Here is a 16,178-nt window from a genome sequence, read left to right on the forward strand (position 1 = left end):
GGCCAATGAAAGCGCAATCGATTTCCACCTATGGCGCAACGTCATCCTTGCGGGCTCTTGTGGCGAAGAACAAGGCCGAGATGTTGAAGGCGCAGCAGGAAGCGACTACGGGGACCGTGTTCGATGTCGGCCTTTCGCTGGGCTCCAAATCCGGCCAGACCGTATCGTTGCGCAAGGAATATGATCGCCTGAGCGTGCTGACAGATATGAACAAGCTGCTACAGCAGCGCATGAATGCGACGCAGACGGCTGCCGGCACGATCATCGAGAACACGCAGAACTTTCTGGGCGACCTGACGGGCGCCAACAACACCGCTGAAAGCGCTGCCACGATTGCAAAGTCGGCAAAGTCTATTCTCAACTCTGTCACCGGCCTGCTCAACACCAGCTATAATGGCGAATATATCTTTGCCGGTGTGAACACCGATGTGAAGCCGGTTGCAGACTATACAGAAGGCAGTGCCGCGCAGACGGCGGTGCGCCAGGCATTTCAGACACATTTCGGCTTCGCAATCGACGATCCGCAGGTGGCGAATATCACCGGTGATGAGATGAAGGCCTTTCTGGAAGGCGATTTCGCCGACGAGTTCAACGACGCCAACTGGGCCGCAAACTGGTCGGATGCATCGGATACGGTCATCAAAAGCCGGATTTCGCCGACGGAAACCGCTGACACGTCGATCTCCGCCAATGCCGATGGTTTCCGCAAGACGATCATGTCTGCGGTCATGGTGGCCGAATTTGCAACCATCGGTCTCAACAGCTCGGCTTTCGAAGCGCTGACGCATCAGGCCATGCAGACCACGACGACGGCGATCACCGAAACGACGTCGGAGCAGACGACGCTCGGTCTGGCCCAATCGCGCACCGAGGCTGCCACCACACGTATCGCGGCACAGCAGAAGATCCTGAACCAGTCCGTACTCAATCTCGAGGAAGTCGATCCTTATGAAGCGGCGACGCGTGTAAACGCTCTGAAGACGCAGATCGAAACGTCCTATTCGCTGACGGTTCAGTTGCAGAATATGAGCCTGCTCAACTATCTCAGATAGTCGGGAGAGGGACGGCATCGGGGCGGTGGCCCGGTTGCGGTTCCGGTAATGAACACCACGGCGGACGCAGCATGAGGCGAGCCCGTCCGACCGGTGCTGATAGACGGAGAAACCATGTATCAGATGCGCTACGAAGATGTCATGAATGACGATATGGCGAGCGCCAAGGAACGGGAGCGGGCACTGTTCGACCGTTCCATCGCAATGCTCGAGGCGGCGAAGGCAAACGGCAGCGGCTCCCGCGAGGCGATCGACGCGACCTATTTCACCACCAAGCTCTGGACCACGATCATCAATGATCTGGGGTCCGAGGAAAACGTGCTGCCAAAGGAACTGAAGGCCGCGATCATTTCCGTCGGCATTTTCGTGCTGAAGGAAATCGAGCGTATCCGTCAGGGCGAAAGCAATGATTACGCCACGCTGATCGAGATCACGCAGTCGATCCGGGATGGGCTTTGAGATGACCCCGAACGGAAAACCGGCCATTCGCCTTTCGCTGCGCGCGGGCGAGAGAATCTTCATCAACGGTGCAGTACTGCGAGCCGACCGCAAGGTTTCGCTCGAACTCCTGAACGACGCGACCTTTCTTCTGGAAAACCATGTTCTCCAGCCGGAAGACACCACGACACCGCTGCGCCAGCTTTATTTCGCCGCGCAGATGATGCTGATCGAACCGGCCATGCGCGAACAGGCTCACATCACCTTCGCGCAGATGCTGAAAGGCATGTTTTCCACGTTCAAGGATGCGGAAATCCTGAATGCGCTGAAGCTGGTCGACGAGCTGGTTCATAACGGGCGCGTTTTCGAGGCGCTCAAGACAATTCGCGCGCAATATCCACGCGAGGCCGAACTGATGGGCTTGGAAACCCCGGCTTTGCCTGTGCTCAAAACCCGGAAATCTGCGGAGGCAAACCCATGACCACGACACCGCCGGTCGGGACAAACACGACCAACAACACGACGAACAACAGCAATTCCGCGGCCAACAAGGCAAGCGTCGATTATAATTCCTTCCTGAAGCTTCTGGTTACCCAGATGCAGAACCAGGACCCGACGCAGCCAATGGATGCGACGCAGTATGTTTCGCAGCTTGCGACCTTCTCCAATGTCGAGCAGGCCGTCCAGATGAATAGCAAGCTTGAAACGCTGATCGCCAACACGTCACTGACGCAGGCCGAAGGCTGGATCGGCCGCACGCTGACCAATGCCGACGGCAGCATTTCGGGCGTCGTGAAATCCGTCACCATCCAGTCCAATGGCATGCTGGCCGAACTGGAAGATGGCAAGACGCTGATGATCGGCCCAGGCGTCAAGGTCAGCTAGGAATAATGCGGTGAACGAGGCCGATGCGCTCGATATCGTCAATTCTGCGATCTGGACCGTGCTTATGGCAAGCGGTCCGGCGGTGCTGGCCGCCATGCTCGCAGGTATTGGCATCGCGCTTTTCCAGGCGCTGACGCAGATTCAGGAAATGACGCTGACCTTCGTGCCGAAGATCATCGTCATTTTCGTCGTGCTTGCCCTGACTGCGCCGTTCGTCGGTGCGCAGATCAACTCGTTCACACTGCTTGCCTATTCTCGTATCGAGAAAGGTTTTTAGAGCCTGTTCCAAAAGTCGCCATCTGTGGCTGCAAATGGCAATTTGTCTGCGTTCCGGTGCTCACGTACCCCAAAGTACACTCCGCTCCGGTACTCGAAAATCACCATTTTCGCACACACATGCCGCTTTTGATTCAGGCTCTGCGCGCAGCCTCGCGCAAGCTTCACAAGCTAAGGTCCGCTTCGTAACAGGAGACGGATGTGCAGCAGGCAGCGGCTAAACCCTTCATGAAAAGCGGATTTCTGACCGGCAGCGATATGGGGCTGGCGGTTGGCATCATCATCATCCTGACGGTGCTTTTCCTGCCTGTGCCAGCAGTCGTGCTGGATATCGGGCTGGCGTTCTCGATCGCCTTTTCAGTTCTGATCCTGATGGTTTCGCTCTGGATTCAGCGCCCGCTGGACTTTTCCGCCTTCCCGACGGTGCTGCTCATCGCCACCATGATGCGATTGTCGCTGAATATCGCGACGACGCGCGTGATTCTCACCCACGGCAACGAAGGCTATCTTGCTGCCGGCCATGTGATCCATGGCTTCTCGCAATTCGTGATGGGCGGCGACTTCGTCATCGGTCTGGTCGTTTTCTGCATTCTCATCATCGTCAACTTCCTCGTCATCACTAAGGGCGCGACACGTATTGCTGAAGTGGGCGCGCGCTTCACCCTCGACGCCATCCCCGGCAAGCAGATGGCCATCGATGCCGATCTCTCATCGGGTCTGATCGATGAAAAGGAAGCGCAGAGTCGCCGCCGCGAGCTGGAAGAGGAAAGCTCCTTTTTCGGTTCCATGGACGGTGCGTCGAAATTCGTGCGCGGTGACGCGATTGCGGGCCTCATCATCACCGCCGTCAATATTTTCGGCGGGATCATCATCGGTGCTACGCGGCACGATATGGATATTGCGCACGCAGCCGATGTCTTCACCAAATTGTCGGTCGGCGACGGTCTGGTCACGCAGATTCCGGCCCTGATCGTATCACTCGCTGCCGGTCTTCTGGTGTCAAAGGGCGGCACGCGCGGCTCCGCAGATCAGGCGATTTTCGGCCAGCTCGGCGCCTATCCGAAGGCGCTTCTGGTTGCGGCAATGCTGCTCTTCGTCCTCGGTATCATGCCTGGCCTGCCAGCCTTCCCGTTCTTCATGTTGGGTGGCGCAATGGCCTTCATCGGCATTGCCGTACCCCGTCGACAAGCGCGCCAGCGCGAGGCGGAAGCGAACGAGGCCGACAAGAAGCAGCGCGACGTGGAAGAACAGGAGCGCAATTCCGTCAAGGCATCGCTGGAAACCAACCAGATCGAACTTTGCCTCGGCAAGCAGCTCTCTGCCCGCCTGATCGCTTCGCAGCAGGAACTGGCCCACCGTGTCAACAAGATGCGCCGCAAATTTGCGCAGGAATACGGTTTCGTCATCCCCGAAATCAAGGTGACCGACGACATCGCGATTCCACCAAAAAGCTATCGCATCAAGATTCACGGCACGGCTGTTGCCAGCCACGAGTTGCGTGTCGGCGAAACGCTGGTTGTGCTGGGCGAACGCCCGATTCCGTCCATACCGGGCGAGGAAGTGCGCGAACCGGCCTTCGGTATGCGTGCCTATTCCGTGCCGGAAACCTTTGCATCGGATATGCGCCGCGACGGTTATATGACTGTGGATAATCTCTCGGTCCTGCTGACGCATCTGAGCGAAATCGTCCGCAACAATCTGGCCCAGTTGCTCTCCTACAAGGATATGCGCATTCTGCTGGACCGTCTCGGCTCCGAATATCGCAAGCTTCTGGAAGATATCTGCCCGTCGCATATTTCCTATTCGGGCCTGCAGGCGGTTCTGAAACTGCTGCTCGCCGAGCGTATTTCCATCCGCAACCTGCATCTGATCCTTGAAGCCATTGCGGAAATCGCGCCGTTGGTGCGTCGCCCGGAAATGATCGTGGAGCATGTCCGCATGCGCATGGCGCAGCAGATTTGCGGCGATCTGTCCGACAATGGCGTGCTGAACGTTCTGCGCCTTGGCAATCGCTGGGATCTGGTTTTCCACCAGAGCCTCAAGCGTGACGCCAAGGGCGAAATCGTCGAATTCGATATCGATCCGCGCCTGCTGGAACAGTTTGGAACGGAGGCGTCTACCGTCATTCGCAAACACTTCGATAACGGCGAACGTTTCGTGCTGGTTTCGTCACCCGAAGCGCGGCCATACATTCGCATGATTATCGAGCGTCTGTTCGCCACTTTGCCTGTTTTGTCCCATGTCGAAATCGCCCGGGGTGTGGAAGTGAAATCGCTCGGTGCCATCTCGTAGGAGGTCAGCGTTCGTCGATCCTCTGATCCTTCGATCCTTCGAGACGGTTTCCTTCGCTGCGCTCAGGACACCTCCTCAGGATGAGGGGAGCGAGGGTTGGAGACGGCCCCGTGCCTTCGCTCAGGGCGCTTCCTCAAGATGAGGAAAAAGTTCTGGCGTCCACATCCCTCATCCTGAGGAGCCATGCCGAGCTTGTCGAGGCTTGGCGTCTCGAAGGACGAGGGGAGTAGTTATTACTTCATACGATGAAAGGGCCTTAAGTGCCTGTCGCGCAGTTGCCGCTCAACGAAATCATCCTGGCCGCCGTTCTGGCGTTCTGCCGGATCGGCGCCTGCCTCATGCTGATGCCGGGGCTTTCGAGTGCGCGCATTCCGTTGCAGGTCAGGCTCTATATCGCACTGGCCTGTTCATTCGCGGTGTTGCCACTGGTGCTGCAGCGTATCGTTACCGTTGTCGATGCCGGGCAACCGTGGACGCTGTTTCGCCTGATGGCGAGTGAAATGTTCGTCGGCGCGGTAATCGGCATTCTGGCGCATATCTATTTCTGGGCACTGCAATTCATGGCCAGCACGATGGCCGTCTCAGTCGGCTATTCCGGTTCCCCTGCCGATGCCATCACGGAAAGCGAACCGCAGGCGACACTTGCCACCATCGTCACGTTCAGCGCGCTGTTCCTGTTCTTCATCACCGACATGCATCTGGAAATATTCCGGGCGCTGCTCAATTCCTATGTGGCCATTCCGGTTGACGGGCAATTCCGGCCCGATGCGGCGATGATCGATTTCACCGATGCGCTTTCGACGGCATTTCTGGCAACGCTGCGCATTGCGGCCCCGTTCATCGTCTTTGCGATTCTCGTCAACTTCGCCATTGGTCTGGTGAACAAGCTGACGCCGACCATACCCGTTTACTTCGTATCGATGCCATTCGTGCTGGGGGGAGGGCTGCTGGTCGTCTATTTCATCCTGCCGGAACTCCTGCGTTTCTTCACCAACGAAACTGCGACGCAGTTGCGCGCGTTGTTTTAAGGGTGGCTATGATGAACCCGCGCAATCTCAAGAAGCTGATTGAATTGCAAAAGCTCGGTAGCGCCCGGCTGGAGCAGGCTCTTGCCGCAGCCAATGCGCGCAAGAGCGCACTTGATGAGGAGCGCCAGGCACTGATCGTCATGCAGGATCGCCGCTATGACGGCGATGCGTTCAATATCGACCCGTCGCTCCTCATCAAGCGTCTCGGAGCCAATGCCGCCGAATCGCAGCAGCTTGAGTTGCGTCTCGAATCACAGCGCAAAGCACTTTTGCAGGAACAAAGACGTGTCGAGTTGCTGAAAGATCGCCTGACGGATGCTGGAAATGATCGCGAACGGCGCGAACTTTCCAGTCTGATCGAGGAATTTATTAGCCGGAAAACGACAAATCGCTCGCAAAACCTTGATTGAGCGCAAAATCGAAGCTGAACGCACGCACAAGTTTCAGTCAAGTTTGACCCATTATGGTGCAAGTAACAAAGCGCATCCCAAAAAGTGCGAAGCGGTTTTTGGATAAGATGCGCGACAAAACTAAACTTTAGAGCGCCGATCTGATGCAATCAGATCGAAACGCGCTCTAAAACAAGGAGTCGTGCATGGCGATCAACCCGCCGTCAGATCTGGTGATGGACGTGGCGCGTGCAGCCGATCCGCAAGCCTATCGCATGGCAGCGGAACGGTTGAGAGCGCCGTCCGTATCCGGGACCATGGTGGCATCCGCCGCCGGTGGACTGACGCGGGATAATTTCGCCAGCTTTTCTGACAGCCTTGCGGCTGGGATCAGCGTGCGGCCGGATGCGCAGAATGCAGCCAATCCGGCCTATCGTAAGTTCGAGGCATTCATGCTGCAATCCTTCGTGCAGTCGATGTTCACCAGTGACACGACGGCGACCTTCGGGAAGGGGATTGCCGGTGAATACTGGAAGTCCATGATGGCGGAAGCCATGGCAAACAAGATGGCGGATGGCGGCGGTGTCGGCATTGCCAAGTTGCTTGAAGAACAGGCGGCGCGCAACGGGCGGGCAGACGCGCCGACGACGCTAGCGTTAGGAGACGTGATCGACAATCTGGGAGACCATGTGAGTGAAAACGCCGTATCGAAGGACATTGTGCATGGCTTCGAACGCAAGCTCATTCAAAAGCAGCTCGACAACAACAGCGATACGGACAGCGCGCGCGGCTGATTGGCCCGCAACGACAAGCGTCCGCCATGCTTCATAATTGAGGACCCCTAAATGACCGAGACAAGCTCTGATAACAGCCTGCCGCCAGAGGATTCGCACATCGTCACTGTCACGAGCGAACCCGGTCAGGTGCTGGCAGAGGAACCGGCCGAGAACCCCACATTGAAGCCGGTCGTGCGGGCAATCCAACGTCTGGAAGATGTCATCGATACCGAAACGCGCCTTCTGCTGGAGGGCGGCAATCCGGATCTGGCGGAAATCAATTCCCGCAAGAGCCGCGGACTTTACGACTTCAACAAGGCGATCAAGAAGGCAGCCAGCGCTGCCGAGCCAGCGACGATGAAGCGGCTTCAGCCGCTGCTCGACAGCCTGAAGCAGAAGCTTGAGAAGAATTGCGAAGCGCTGCAACTGCATTTGCGGGCTGTGGGTGAACTGGCTGACCTCATTCGCGGCGCGCTGGAAACGCAGGAAGCCGACGGCACCTACAGTATGCAGAGCGCGAGGCTCGGTCACGCACGATGATCCGCATCATTGCCATCGGTCTGTGGATCTGCGCCGTCGCTTTCGGTTCGCTTTTCATGGCGGTTCGCCAGAACGCCTCATCTTCGGATGGGGCGCAGGCCGCAACCGGTGGGTTTGCCGAAAAGTTTGGGGGCGTGGATTACGTCAAGACGGATGTGATGAGCGTACCGATCATCTCGAACGGCAGTGTTGCCGGTTATGTGGTGACGCAGCTTGTCTATACGATCGATTCGAACATCCGAAAGAAGCTGACCGTGCCGCTGGAGTTTTTCATCAGTGATGAAATCTTCCGCAAATTCTACGGCAGCTATTCGGATACGAAAGAGGTCGAGAAGGTGAGTTTCGAGGATGTGCGTGCCTCGATTATCAGCGATCTGAATGCACGATTTCCCGAGCCGGTCATCAAGGACCTTCTGGTCGAGCAGTTCAATTATATTTCAGCCGAAGAAATCCGCGCCATGAACATGCGCGGCACGCCGACACCCACGGCACCGGCCAAGCAAGAGCCAGAGAAACAGGCTAACGCACAGCCTGTTGGTCACAGCGAGTAATATTTTCCAGCAAGCTGGGCGAGCCGCTCTTCGTCCAGCGGCGTGACGGTCGGGTCTGTTATGAGCTCGACACCCATTTCACGGCCATTGCGCCAGGCGACGCGGGCCAAAAGTGCGCGACCGTAATAATCATCGAATAGCCAGAAGCGTTCGGGCAGGGTCGGAACTTCAACAGTTCTCAGTTTGGCACCGTGGGGCGCAATATCGCTGAACTGGCATTCGATGATGAAGCGACCGTCGAGGCCTACGATCTTGCCGGACCGCAGCCTTGTGCGCTGTCTCTCTTCCCTGCGACGTTCATGGGATGGCTTAACCCGCGCCATATCGAAATCTTACCTGCTATTCCCCACGGCATCGGCCTGAAAATCGGAAACGATTTTCAGAAAGCACGATGCGCAGTTTCTCTAGACTAATCTAGCAGGTTTCGATTGCGGATGCGTTACTTTTTAAGCGGGGATTTTGCGGACATGGTTACCTTGAACAGCTTCCTGTCTGTTCAGGTGACATTTGCCGGATCAATGCTCGCCGCAGGCTTCGCATAGTCCGCGCAGCTCCAATGTCGTCTTGCGCGACTTGAAACCGTTCTGAAGGCTCCAGGCGCTGACGAGATTCTCGATCGCCGCATCGGCGAACTCCGTCACCTGTCCGCATTTCTCGCAGATTGCGAATGCCACAAGACCCTGCTGGTGGCATTGTGGATGCGCGCAGGCAACGAAGGCATTGAGGCTTTCGAGACGATGGATCATTCCGTAATCGAGCAGCTTTTCCAGCGCGCGATAGACCTGCAGCGGTGCGCGGAAACCGTCGTCACGTAGCTGATCGAGGATCGTATAGGCGCTGAGCGGCCCTTCTGCCTTGGACAGAACGTCGAAAACCAGTGTCTGATTGCGGGTCAGGTCCTGGGGGGTGTGATGATGGTGATGCGTGCTCATTGTCCAGCGATCCGTTTCGGTGATGCCTGTTCCCTCTTATGTAGGGGTAACAGGCTCAAAATGAAAATGGCAAGCGCCGCGACCACGATGGACGGGCCGGACGGCGTGTCGAAATGAATGGAACCATAAAGTCCGCCGATGACCCCGGCTGCCCCGATCAGCGAGGCCAGAATGGCCATCTGTTCGGGTGTGGAGGCAAAGCGGCGCGCAGTTGCTGCCGGAATGATGAGCAGCGAGGTTATCAGTAGAATTCCGACGATCTTCATCGCAATGGCGATGACGATAGCCAGAAGCAGCATGAAAACAATGCGTGACAGGGCCGGGTTCATGCCTTCGGCACGGGCAATATCCTCGCTGACGGTGGCGGCGAGGAAAGGACGCCACAGCCAGGCCAGAACCGCTAGCACGAACACGCCGCCACCATAGATGAAGGCGATATCCGTCCGCGAGACAGCGAGAATATCGCCGAACAGGAACGACAGCAGGTCGACACGCACCCATGTCATGAAGGCCACGAGGACGAGGCCAAGCGACAGGGTGGCATGGGACAGGATGCCGAGGAGCGAATCCGCCGACAATGTATGGCGGCGCTGCAAGAGCAGCAGAATGGCAGAAATCGCCACGGCAACCGCGAAAACGCCGATCATCATATTGATGTCGAAAATGAGCGCCAGCGCCACGCCGAGCAGGGCCGAATGTGCCATGGTGTCGCCGAAATAGGCCATGCGCCGCCAGACAATGAAGCAGCCGAGCGGTCCGGTGGTGAGCGCCAGTCCGACACCGGCGATGATGGCGCGGGTGAAGAAGTCGTCAAGCACGCGGCGCGCTCCTCTCATGGTGATGATGTTCGTGGTCGTGCTCATGATGATGACCATCATCGGCATGGCAGTGTTCCGTCACGGAACCGTCGGCATGCAGCACGCGTCCGTCGGGCAGATGGGTGTGATCGTGGTGATGCTCATAAACGGCAAGCGGCCCGACTGCCCGGCTGCCGAACAGCCGCATATATTCGGGGCTCGCCGTCACATCGCGCGGCGTTCCGCTGCAGCAAACATGGCCGTTGAGGCAGATGACGCGGTCGGTCGCCGCCATGACCAGATGCAGGTCGTGCGAAATCAGCAGCACGCCGCAACCCGTATCGTCGCGCAGTTTCGCAATCAGTTCGTACAACGCAGCTTCGCCGGAGAAATCGACGCCCTGCACCGGTTCATCCAGCACCATGAGATTCGGCTTGCGGGCCAGCGCACGCGCCATCAATGCGCGCTGGAATTCGCCGCCCGACAGGTTGGCGATCTCGGCCTTTGCAAGATGCGGGATGCCGACCACTTCCAGTGCAGCTTCAATATCCTTGCGCGCCAGAGGGCCCGTCAATGTCATCAGGCGTTCGACCGAAAGCGGCAGCGTGCGGTCGACATTGATCTTCTGCGGCACATAGCCGATGCGCAGCCCCGGCGCGTGGACCACGCTGCCTTCGTCGGGCTTCAGGATGCGCAGCGCTATCTTGGCGGCAGTACTTTTTCCCGCGCCATTTGGACCGATCAGGGTCACGATCTCCCCGCGCTCGACGCTCAGGTCGACATTGCGCACGAGCCAGCGCCCGTCGCGATAGACACCGGCGTCCTTCAGTTCGATCAATGTTTCCCGCGCCTTTTCGACGGGGAGGGGGGGCTTCCTGCTCATCTCTTCCGGGCTTTCACTGCCTGCATGTTCTTGTTCCACGCACGGATTATTCGCCGATTCGGGATTTTTCCTATCAGCTTTTTGCGGCTCGTTATCTTACGCAACCACCGCTGTGATTTTTCCAAATTGGGGGTTGCCTCACCTTATGGCAGACGTTATAGCATAACGCAACTGACGTAATAAAATAACATATCACTTGAATATGATACCCTTTCCCAATCGTACAAGAGAGAGACTATGAAACATCTCCGCTCCCTCCTCCTCGCCTCGGCATTTCTGGCCGTTACGGCAAATGCCTCGCTTGCCGCAGAACGCGATGGCGTTGTGGTATCAATCAAGCCGCTCCATTCCATCGTTTCCGCAGTCATGCAGGGCGTGGGCGAGCCGAAACTGATCGTTCAGGGTGCGGGTTCGGAGCATGTCTACAGCCTGAAGCCATCCGATGCCGAAGCAATCGAACACGCCAAGGTGATTTTCTGGGCCGGTCCGTCGATGGAAACCTTCCTCGACAAGCCTATCGATACGCTTGGCGATGGCGCGAAGGTCGTTGCGCTTGGCGAAGCCGATGGCCTGACGAAGCTGAAATTCCGTGAAGGCGGCCCATTCGAAGCGCACGATCATGGTGCGGAAGGCCACGGCCACGGTGCCGAAGGTCATGATCATGCTCATGACGACAAGAAGGATGCCGACAAGGCGCATGATCATGCCGCCGAAGCGTCTGAAGGCGGGCATGACCATCATCATGGTCACAGCGAATATGATCTGCATTTCTGGCTCGACCCGCAGAACGGAAAGGTTCTCGCGGCGGATATCGCCAGGACGCTCGGCGAAAGCGACCCGGAACATGCCGCGCAATATGAAAAGAACGCCAAGGACTATGGCGAGAAAATCGATGCGCTGACCAAGACTGTCGCCAGCGAACTGGAGCCAGTTAAAGACAAGCCATTCATCGTCTTCCACGATGCCTACCAGTATTTCGAAAATCGTTTCGGTGTGAAGGCGGCGGGCTCGATTACGGTCAGCCCGGAAAAGGCGCCAGGTGCTGCGCGCATCAAGGAGATTCACGAGAAGATCAAGTCGCTCGGCGCAACATGCGTGTTCTCCGAACCGCAGTTCGAGCCCAGGCTGGTGAACACCGTTATCGAAGGGACGGATGCTAAAACCGGCATTCTCGATCCTCTGGGTGCAGAATTGAAGGATGGTCCGGACCTTTACCCGCAGCTAATCCGCAATCTGGCGGATTCCCTCAAAGGCTGTCTGTCGAAATAACAGCCGCAGCCGCGTCCCTTTGCTGGGTGCCTGCGCGTTCAGCAAGGCGGCTGCAACAGTGCCGGGCTGTAACCTACCGGCAGCCCGGCACTTCAGAACCAGAATAAGGTGATCGGGCGTCAGCTAACGCAAGCCGTTTCACGGTTTTTGCTGAAACACTCAAGGGCGGTTCCGACCGCCCATTTTTGCCCATAGAAATGTTATGATATAACATTAAGGAGAAGAAAATGCACAATTTCGTCAGGGTACTTCAGGCTGGTGCCGTTTTGACTTTTCTTGCTCCCGCGGTTGCGGGTGCGCACGGTATCTGGATTGCCGAGCGCCATGGAACGCAAGCCGTTGTTTACGGTCACGGCGCAAGCGATGAAGCCTATGATCCGCAGAAGCTCAAGACGGTTACAGCGAAGGATGTAGATGGCAAGGATGTCGCCGTGGAGATCAAGCGCCAGGAAGATCACGCCCTGCTGGGCGTGCCCAAGGATGCAGTTGTGGTCAGCGGCACGCTCGATAATGGTTTCTGGGCCGAGGGGCCGGATGGCAAGTGGGTCAACAAGCCGAAATCGGAAGTGCCGGGCGCCAAACAGTCCAGCCAGAGCCAGAAGTTTGCCGTCGCCATTCTCGACCATTTGCGCAAAAAGCCAGAGGCTCAGGGCCTGCCTTTCGAAATCGTTCCGTTGATGGATCCGACGATACTGGAGGCGGGCAACGAGCTTCCCGTGCAGGTTCTGTTTGACGGAAAGCCGGTGGAAGGCGTCGAAGTCACGGCGGATTATGTCAATGACAGCCATGCGGCACCGGTGAAGACCGACGCGGAAGGCATCGCCAGGATCAGGATTCGCAATGCAGGTCTCAACGTCGTTGGAGCGGGCTATTCCAAGCCGCTGTCCGATTCAAAGGAAGCGGACAAGCTCAGCTTTTTCACCACGCTGACCTTCAATCTCGATCACCATCATCACGATTGACTACATCCAGTTTAAACAAGGAACGGAGTCATGAGAAAGAGACTACCCGTTACGGTCTTGTCCGGCTTTCTTGGGGCCGGGAAGACGACACTACTCAATCACGTGCTCAATAATCGCGAGAACCGCCGCGTCGCGGTGATCGTCAATGATATGAGTGAGGTGAATATAGATGCTACCCTCGTTCGTGAAGGCGGCGCCAATCTCTCCCGGACGGATGAACAGTTGGTCGAAATGACCAACGGCTGCATTTGCTGCACTTTGCGCGATGACCTCCTCAAGGAAGTTTCGCAACTGGCAGCCCAGGGACGCTTCGATTATCTGCTGATCGAATCGACCGGCATAGCCGAGCCATTGCCCGTCGCCGCCACGTTTGAATTTCGCGACGACAAGGGCAACAGTCTTTCGGATGTCGCCCGGCTCGATACAATGGTGACGGTTGTGGATGCCGCCAATCTGCTGAAGGATTATGCGTCGAGTGACTTTCTGCGCGATCGCGGCGAATCGCTTGGAGAGGATGACGAGCGCACGCTTGTCGACCTTCTGGTCGAACAGATCGAGTTTGCCGATGTCGTCGTGCTGAACAAGATATCGGCGGCTTCAAAAGAGGAGCGCGATCTGGCTCATAAGGTCATCCGCTCGCTCAATCCCGATGCCCGCATTGAGGAGGTCGATTTCGGCGAAGTGTCGCTCGACGCCATACTGGACACAAAGCTCTTCGACTTCAACAAGGCACATGAGCATCCGCTCTGGTACAAGGAGCTGCATGGCTTTGCCTCGCACACGCCAGAGACCGAGGAATACGGGGTGCGCTCCTTTGTCTATCGCGCGCGGCGTCCCTTTGATCCCGAAAGGTTTCAGTCGTTCATCGACAAGGGCTGGCCGGGCGTTGTGCGGGCGAAAGGCTTCTTCTGGCTTGCGACACGGCCCGATTTTGTCGGTGAAATCAGTCAGGCTGGCGCTTTGGTGCGCACCGGAAAGAGGGGTCGCTGGTGGTCATCCGTGCCGAAGCAATACTGGCCGGGGGAACCTGAATGGCAGCGCGCCATGGAGCCCTATTTCCATAAGGTATGGGGGGATCGACGTCAGGAGATCGTTTTCATCGGTATCGATCCAATGCAGGAAGATGCACTCATCGATGCGCTGGACCAGTGTCTCCTTGGGGAAGAAAACTTTGCACCGGAGCGCTGGTCGGGGCTGAACGATCCGTTCCCGAACTGGTCGGCCGCCTGACGCCTATTCTGACAGTGAGGCTATATCCATGGCCTTGTTGTCAGCGAGAGTTCGATGATCCAGAACGCTGGCGATGGCTTCGCGCACATCGAGCATCATCTGGCGAACCTCGCATTCGTCCTCATCGCAGTCGTCGCAGGGGCGATAGTCTGTCTTGCTGGCGCAAGCGATGGGGGCAAGCGCGCCGTCGAGCGCGCGGATGATATTGCCAATGGCAATCTCGTTGGCCGGTCGGGCAAGGCAGAAGCCACCACCCTTGCCTTTGCGACTCAGAACAAAACCGGCATTGCGAAGCTCGGTGAAAATATTGTCGAGAAACTTGCGCGGTATATGGTGTTTTTCGGCGATCTCGCTGGCCGAAACCAGATGTCCATCTGTAACGCCCGCCAGATGCACCATGGCTTTCAGGCCATATTTGCCCTTTTTGGTCAGCATGCCACCCCTGTGGAGCATTTCCTCGAAGAACGGAAACCGTTTCCGCCCGGAAATGCATGAAGAGAATCCGCAACAAACGCCGCCGTTAAAAACGGCGCCGCTTTATAAGTTCAGGTCAAAGCCCGTATATAAGAAGTTAGGGGGTAAACCCCGCCGCGACAAGTCTTTTCGCCGCGACGACATCGGTCCGAAAATCGGGATCGATTTTCGGAAAGCACGATGCATAGATTCAATAGTTTGGAGCGTCCTTTGTGAGTCCATAAGGATAGGTGGCGCTTTGGCGGTCAACCTCGTCCGTTTGTCAGCAAGGCGAGCGATAAAGCTCCTTGCAACGCATCACCAAGCGCGGGTCGAAAGAGCTCACGATGCGGAAGAAATGGCAGCGCTGCATAGGATAAGGCGAGGCCCCCCGTCAGGCTGAACCGGCCAAGCGTCTCTATGTCGAGCCGTTCCAGGCCGCGGGCGATGTAAGTGCAGGCGCGCTGCAGGATCAGGATGCCGAGCGCATCGCCCTTATGCGCATAATTGAAAACGGTAGGAGCGAAGGCCGCATAATCTGCAGCCGTCGCCGAGCGCGAAAAGGTGATGATCCGGCGCAGGTCACCGTCGAACCGTGTCAGTATGGCATCTACGAGTTCCGTGCGTTCGGCCATGGCGTCCAGAGCAAGCAAGGTCTCCTCGAGAAGTTCGCGACCAAGCCATGCGCCGCCTGCATGATCGCTCAACATGAAGCCGCGACCGCCGACAATCTCGAATGCATCTCGTTTCCGTTTGACGAAGACCGAGCCGGTGCCGAGAATAACGACCGCACCGTCTTCATGACTGAGCGCACCTTGCAGGGCAGAAACTGCGTCGGAAACGATCTTCACTTTGCCGAAGGGGAGGCTGTGTTCCACGCGGTCCTTGTCGACAAGCGAATTTGCGCCTGCGAGCCCGAGCACGGCGCAGGTTTCCTTCAATATAGAGACATCCAGTCCGGCATCGTCCGCAGCCAGTGTCGCCGCGCGCATGATATTATCCAGTGCCGTTGCCGGGTCAGCCCCGATATTGGCCGGACCGCTTGTGCCCCGGCCTACGGGGTTGCCATTGCCGTCGGCAAGCAGCGCCCGGCACCCCGTGCCACCGCCATCGACTGCCAGAATATAGGGCATAGGCTTCATGCTCATTCATCCAATTGTCATAGCTGCTGTTGGGCTGCTGCTGGGCTGCTGTTGGCAAAGTGTCATGGATTCGTCGCAACTGTTCGAATCGCCAGTTTTTCGCGGTTGATATTTGGTTAAAAAGGACCATATTGTCTGTGGAAAGAAAATTCCTGAATTTTTTCGAAACTGCGTTGACAGTTTGGAATGATGGGGTCTATATGGCGCCACAACGAGGGCGGCGACGCTGCTAGCGGCAGACTGGTTCGTCCCTTGAGTTGGTTGATTGAGTTTGGCGGTTATG

Annotated in this window: 21 protein-coding genes; 14 read left to right on the forward strand and 7 right to left on the reverse strand. The window is 57.2% G+C overall.

Going from position 1 to position 16,178, the window contains the following annotated elements; all coding sequences use genetic code 11:
• The first annotated feature begins 5 nt into the window (after nt 1-5).
• The 11 genes from FIB18_RS17090 (at nt 6) to FIB18_RS17140 (ending at nt 8,227) form a co-directional block, all read left to right on the forward strand.
• Nucleotides 6-1,052, forward strand: a complete 1,047-nt coding sequence (locus tag FIB18_RS17090) for a flagellar hook-associated family protein (RefSeq protein WP_140021847.1) — start codon at nt 6-8, stop codon at nt 1,050-1,052.
• A gap of 114 nt (nt 1,053-1,166) precedes the next feature.
• Entirely contained in the window at nt 1,167-1,511 is a 345-nt protein-coding gene (flaF, locus tag FIB18_RS17095) for a flagellar biosynthesis regulator FlaF (RefSeq protein WP_140021848.1), read from the forward strand.
• Nucleotide 1,512: 1 nt separating this feature from the next.
• Nucleotides 1,513-1,971 carry a flagellar biosynthesis repressor FlbT gene (flbT, locus tag FIB18_RS17100; protein WP_140021849.1) on the forward strand — a complete coding sequence of 153 codons (459 nt, stop codon included), beginning with the start codon at nt 1,513-1,515 and terminating at the stop codon, nt 1,969-1,971.
• Nucleotides 1,968-2,375 (forward strand): flagellar hook assembly protein FlgD, encoded by a 408-nt coding sequence (flgD, locus tag FIB18_RS17105; protein WP_140021850.1) that lies wholly within the window; start codon nt 1,968-1,970, stop codon nt 2,373-2,375. The genes flbT and flgD overlap by 4 nt, the downstream gene beginning before the upstream one ends.
• 10 nt (nt 2,376-2,385) lie before the next feature.
• Nucleotides 2,386-2,652, forward strand: a complete 267-nt coding sequence (gene fliQ, locus FIB18_RS17110) for a flagellar biosynthesis protein FliQ (RefSeq protein WP_006469393.1) — start codon at nt 2,386-2,388, stop codon at nt 2,650-2,652.
• A 227-nt stretch (nt 2,653-2,879) separates the two neighbouring features.
• Nucleotides 2,880-4,943: a flagellar biosynthesis protein FlhA gene (flhA, locus tag FIB18_RS17115; protein ID WP_174977448.1), complete on the forward strand. Its 2,064-nt coding sequence runs from the start codon at nt 2,880-2,882 to the stop codon at nt 4,941-4,943.
• A 260-nt stretch (nt 4,944-5,203) separates the two neighbouring features.
• Nucleotides 5,204-5,971: a flagellar biosynthetic protein FliR gene (gene fliR, locus FIB18_RS17120; protein ID WP_140021852.1), complete on the forward strand. Its 768-nt coding sequence runs from the start codon at nt 5,204-5,206 to the stop codon at nt 5,969-5,971.
• A gap of 8 nt (nt 5,972-5,979) precedes the next feature.
• Nucleotides 5,980-6,381, forward strand: coding sequence for a hypothetical protein (locus tag FIB18_RS17125; RefSeq protein WP_140021853.1), 402 nt, complete (start codon nt 5,980-5,982; stop codon nt 6,379-6,381).
• A gap of 185 nt (nt 6,382-6,566) precedes the next feature.
• A complete protein-coding gene (locus FIB18_RS17130; protein WP_140021854.1) occupies nt 6,567-7,154 on the forward strand; it encodes a rod-binding protein in 588 nt (195 codons plus the stop codon).
• Between the two features lie 51 nt (nt 7,155-7,205).
• Nucleotides 7,206-7,676: a flagellar protein FlgN gene (locus FIB18_RS17135; protein ID WP_140021855.1), complete on the forward strand. Its 471-nt coding sequence runs from the start codon at nt 7,206-7,208 to the stop codon at nt 7,674-7,676.
• Nucleotides 7,673-8,227 carry a hypothetical protein gene (locus FIB18_RS17140; RefSeq protein WP_140021856.1) on the forward strand — a complete coding sequence of 185 codons (555 nt, stop codon included), beginning with the start codon at nt 7,673-7,675 and terminating at the stop codon, nt 8,225-8,227. The genes FIB18_RS17135 and FIB18_RS17140 overlap by 4 nt, the downstream gene beginning before the upstream one ends.
• Here the strand turns inward: FIB18_RS17140 and FIB18_RS17145 are convergent.
• From FIB18_RS17145 to FIB18_RS17160, 4 genes are all read right to left on the reverse strand, one after another.
• Nucleotides 8,215-8,550 carry a PilZ domain-containing protein gene (locus FIB18_RS17145; RefSeq protein ID WP_140021857.1) on the reverse strand — a complete coding sequence of 112 codons (336 nt, stop codon included), beginning with the start codon at nt 8,548-8,550 and terminating at the stop codon, nt 8,215-8,217. The genes FIB18_RS17140 and FIB18_RS17145 overlap by 13 nt on opposite strands.
• Nucleotides 8,551-8,742: 192 nt before the next feature.
• A complete protein-coding gene (locus tag FIB18_RS17150; protein ID WP_140021858.1) occupies nt 8,743-9,159 on the reverse strand; it encodes a Fur family transcriptional regulator in 417 nt (138 codons plus the stop codon).
• Complete coding sequence (gene znuB, locus FIB18_RS17155) at nt 9,156-9,995, reverse strand: zinc ABC transporter permease subunit ZnuB (RefSeq protein ID WP_140021875.1); 840 nt, start codon at nt 9,993-9,995, stop codon at nt 9,156-9,158. Before znuB ends, FIB18_RS17150 begins: the two co-directional genes overlap by 4 nt.
• Complete coding sequence (locus tag FIB18_RS17160; RefSeq protein WP_140021859.1) at nt 9,970-10,839, reverse strand: ATP-binding cassette domain-containing protein; 870 nt, start codon at nt 10,837-10,839, stop codon at nt 9,970-9,972. The genes znuB and FIB18_RS17160 overlap by 26 nt, the downstream gene beginning before the upstream one ends.
• A gap of 237 nt (nt 10,840-11,076) precedes the next feature.
• On the opposite strand from FIB18_RS17160, the gene znuA reads away from it, so the two are divergent.
• The 3 genes from znuA to zigA all read left to right on the forward strand — a co-directional run bounded on the left by znuA (nt 11,077) and on the right by zigA (nt 14,300).
• On the forward strand, nt 11,077-12,108 hold the full coding sequence (znuA, locus tag FIB18_RS17165; RefSeq protein WP_140021860.1) for a zinc ABC transporter substrate-binding protein ZnuA: 1,032 nt from the start codon (nt 11,077-11,079) through the stop codon (nt 12,106-12,108).
• A gap of 227 nt (nt 12,109-12,335) precedes the next feature.
• Entirely contained in the window at nt 12,336-13,070 is a 735-nt protein-coding gene (locus FIB18_RS17170; RefSeq protein ID WP_140021861.1) for a DUF4198 domain-containing protein, read from the forward strand.
• A 30-nt stretch (nt 13,071-13,100) separates the two neighbouring features.
• Nucleotides 13,101-14,300 (forward strand): zinc metallochaperone GTPase ZigA, encoded by a 1,200-nt coding sequence (zigA, locus tag FIB18_RS17175; protein ID WP_140021862.1) that lies wholly within the window; start codon nt 13,101-13,103, stop codon nt 14,298-14,300.
• Nucleotides 14,301-14,303: 3 nt separating this feature from the next.
• Here the strand turns inward: zigA and FIB18_RS17180 are convergent, their stop codons facing one another.
• The 3 genes from FIB18_RS17180 to FIB18_RS25075 form a co-directional block, all read right to left on the reverse strand.
• A complete protein-coding gene (locus FIB18_RS17180) occupies nt 14,304-14,735 on the reverse strand; it encodes an RrF2 family transcriptional regulator (protein ID WP_140021863.1) in 432 nt (143 codons plus the stop codon).
• Nucleotides 14,736-15,019: 284 nt separating this feature from the next.
• Nucleotides 15,020-15,901: a BadF/BadG/BcrA/BcrD ATPase family protein gene (locus FIB18_RS17185; RefSeq protein ID WP_140021864.1), complete on the reverse strand. Its 882-nt coding sequence runs from the start codon at nt 15,899-15,901 to the stop codon at nt 15,020-15,022.
• On the reverse strand, nt 15,902-16,178 hold a 277-nt coding region (locus FIB18_RS25075), incomplete at its 5' end, for a hypothetical protein (RefSeq protein WP_206667400.1).

It is taken from the genome of Brucella pecoris (assembly GCF_006376675.1).
In the GTDB taxonomy this organism is placed as follows: Bacteria; Pseudomonadota; Alphaproteobacteria; order Rhizobiales; family Rhizobiaceae; genus Brucella; species Brucella pecoris.

Excerpts from the sequence above, each read along its gene's own strand:
- FIB18_RS17090 (WP_140021847.1), top strand. The coding sequence starts at position 6 with ATGAAAGCGCAATCGATTTCCACCTATGGCGCAACGTCATCCTTGCGG.
- flaF (WP_140021848.1), top strand. The coding sequence starts at position 1,167 with ATGTATCAGATGCGCTACGAAGATGTCATGAATGACGATATGGCGAGC.
- flbT (WP_140021849.1), top strand. The coding sequence starts at position 1,513 with ATGACCCCGAACGGAAAACCGGCCATTCGCCTTTCGCTGCGCGCGGGC.
- flgD (WP_140021850.1), top strand. The coding sequence starts at position 1,968 with ATGACCACGACACCGCCGGTCGGGACAAACACGACCAACAACACGACG.
- flhA (WP_174977448.1), top strand. The coding sequence starts at position 2,880 with ATGAAAAGCGGATTTCTGACCGGCAGCGATATGGGGCTGGCGGTTGGC.
- FIB18_RS17125 (WP_140021853.1), top strand. The coding sequence starts at position 5,980 with ATGATGAACCCGCGCAATCTCAAGAAGCTGATTGAATTGCAAAAGCTC.
- FIB18_RS17130 (WP_140021854.1), top strand. The coding sequence starts at position 6,567 with ATGGCGATCAACCCGCCGTCAGATCTGGTGATGGACGTGGCGCGTGCA.
- FIB18_RS17135 (WP_140021855.1), top strand. The coding sequence starts at position 7,206 with ATGACCGAGACAAGCTCTGATAACAGCCTGCCGCCAGAGGATTCGCAC.
- FIB18_RS17140 (WP_140021856.1), top strand. The coding sequence starts at position 7,673 with ATGATCCGCATCATTGCCATCGGTCTGTGGATCTGCGCCGTCGCTTTC.
- FIB18_RS17145 (WP_140021857.1), bottom strand. The coding sequence starts at position 8,550 with ATGGCGCGGGTTAAGCCATCCCATGAACGTCGCAGGGAAGAGAGACAG.
- FIB18_RS17150 (WP_140021858.1), bottom strand. The coding sequence starts at position 9,159 with ATGAGCACGCATCACCATCATCACACCCCCCAGGACCTGACCCGCAAT.
- znuB (WP_140021875.1), bottom strand. The coding sequence starts at position 9,995 with ATGAGAGGAGCGCGCCGCGTGCTTGACGACTTCTTCACCCGCGCCATC.
- FIB18_RS17160 (WP_140021859.1), bottom strand. The coding sequence starts at position 10,839 with ATGAGCAGGAAGCCCCCCCTCCCCGTCGAAAAGGCGCGGGAAACATTG.
- znuA (WP_140021860.1), top strand. The coding sequence starts at position 11,077 with ATGAAACATCTCCGCTCCCTCCTCCTCGCCTCGGCATTTCTGGCCGTT.
- FIB18_RS17170 (WP_140021861.1), top strand. The coding sequence starts at position 12,336 with ATGCACAATTTCGTCAGGGTACTTCAGGCTGGTGCCGTTTTGACTTTT.
- zigA (WP_140021862.1), top strand. The coding sequence starts at position 13,101 with ATGAGAAAGAGACTACCCGTTACGGTCTTGTCCGGCTTTCTTGGGGCC.
- FIB18_RS17180 (WP_140021863.1), bottom strand. The coding sequence starts at position 14,735 with ATGCTGACCAAAAAGGGCAAATATGGCCTGAAAGCCATGGTGCATCTG.
- FIB18_RS17185 (WP_140021864.1), bottom strand. The coding sequence starts at position 15,901 with ATGAGCATGAAGCCTATGCCCTATATTCTGGCAGTCGATGGCGGTGGC.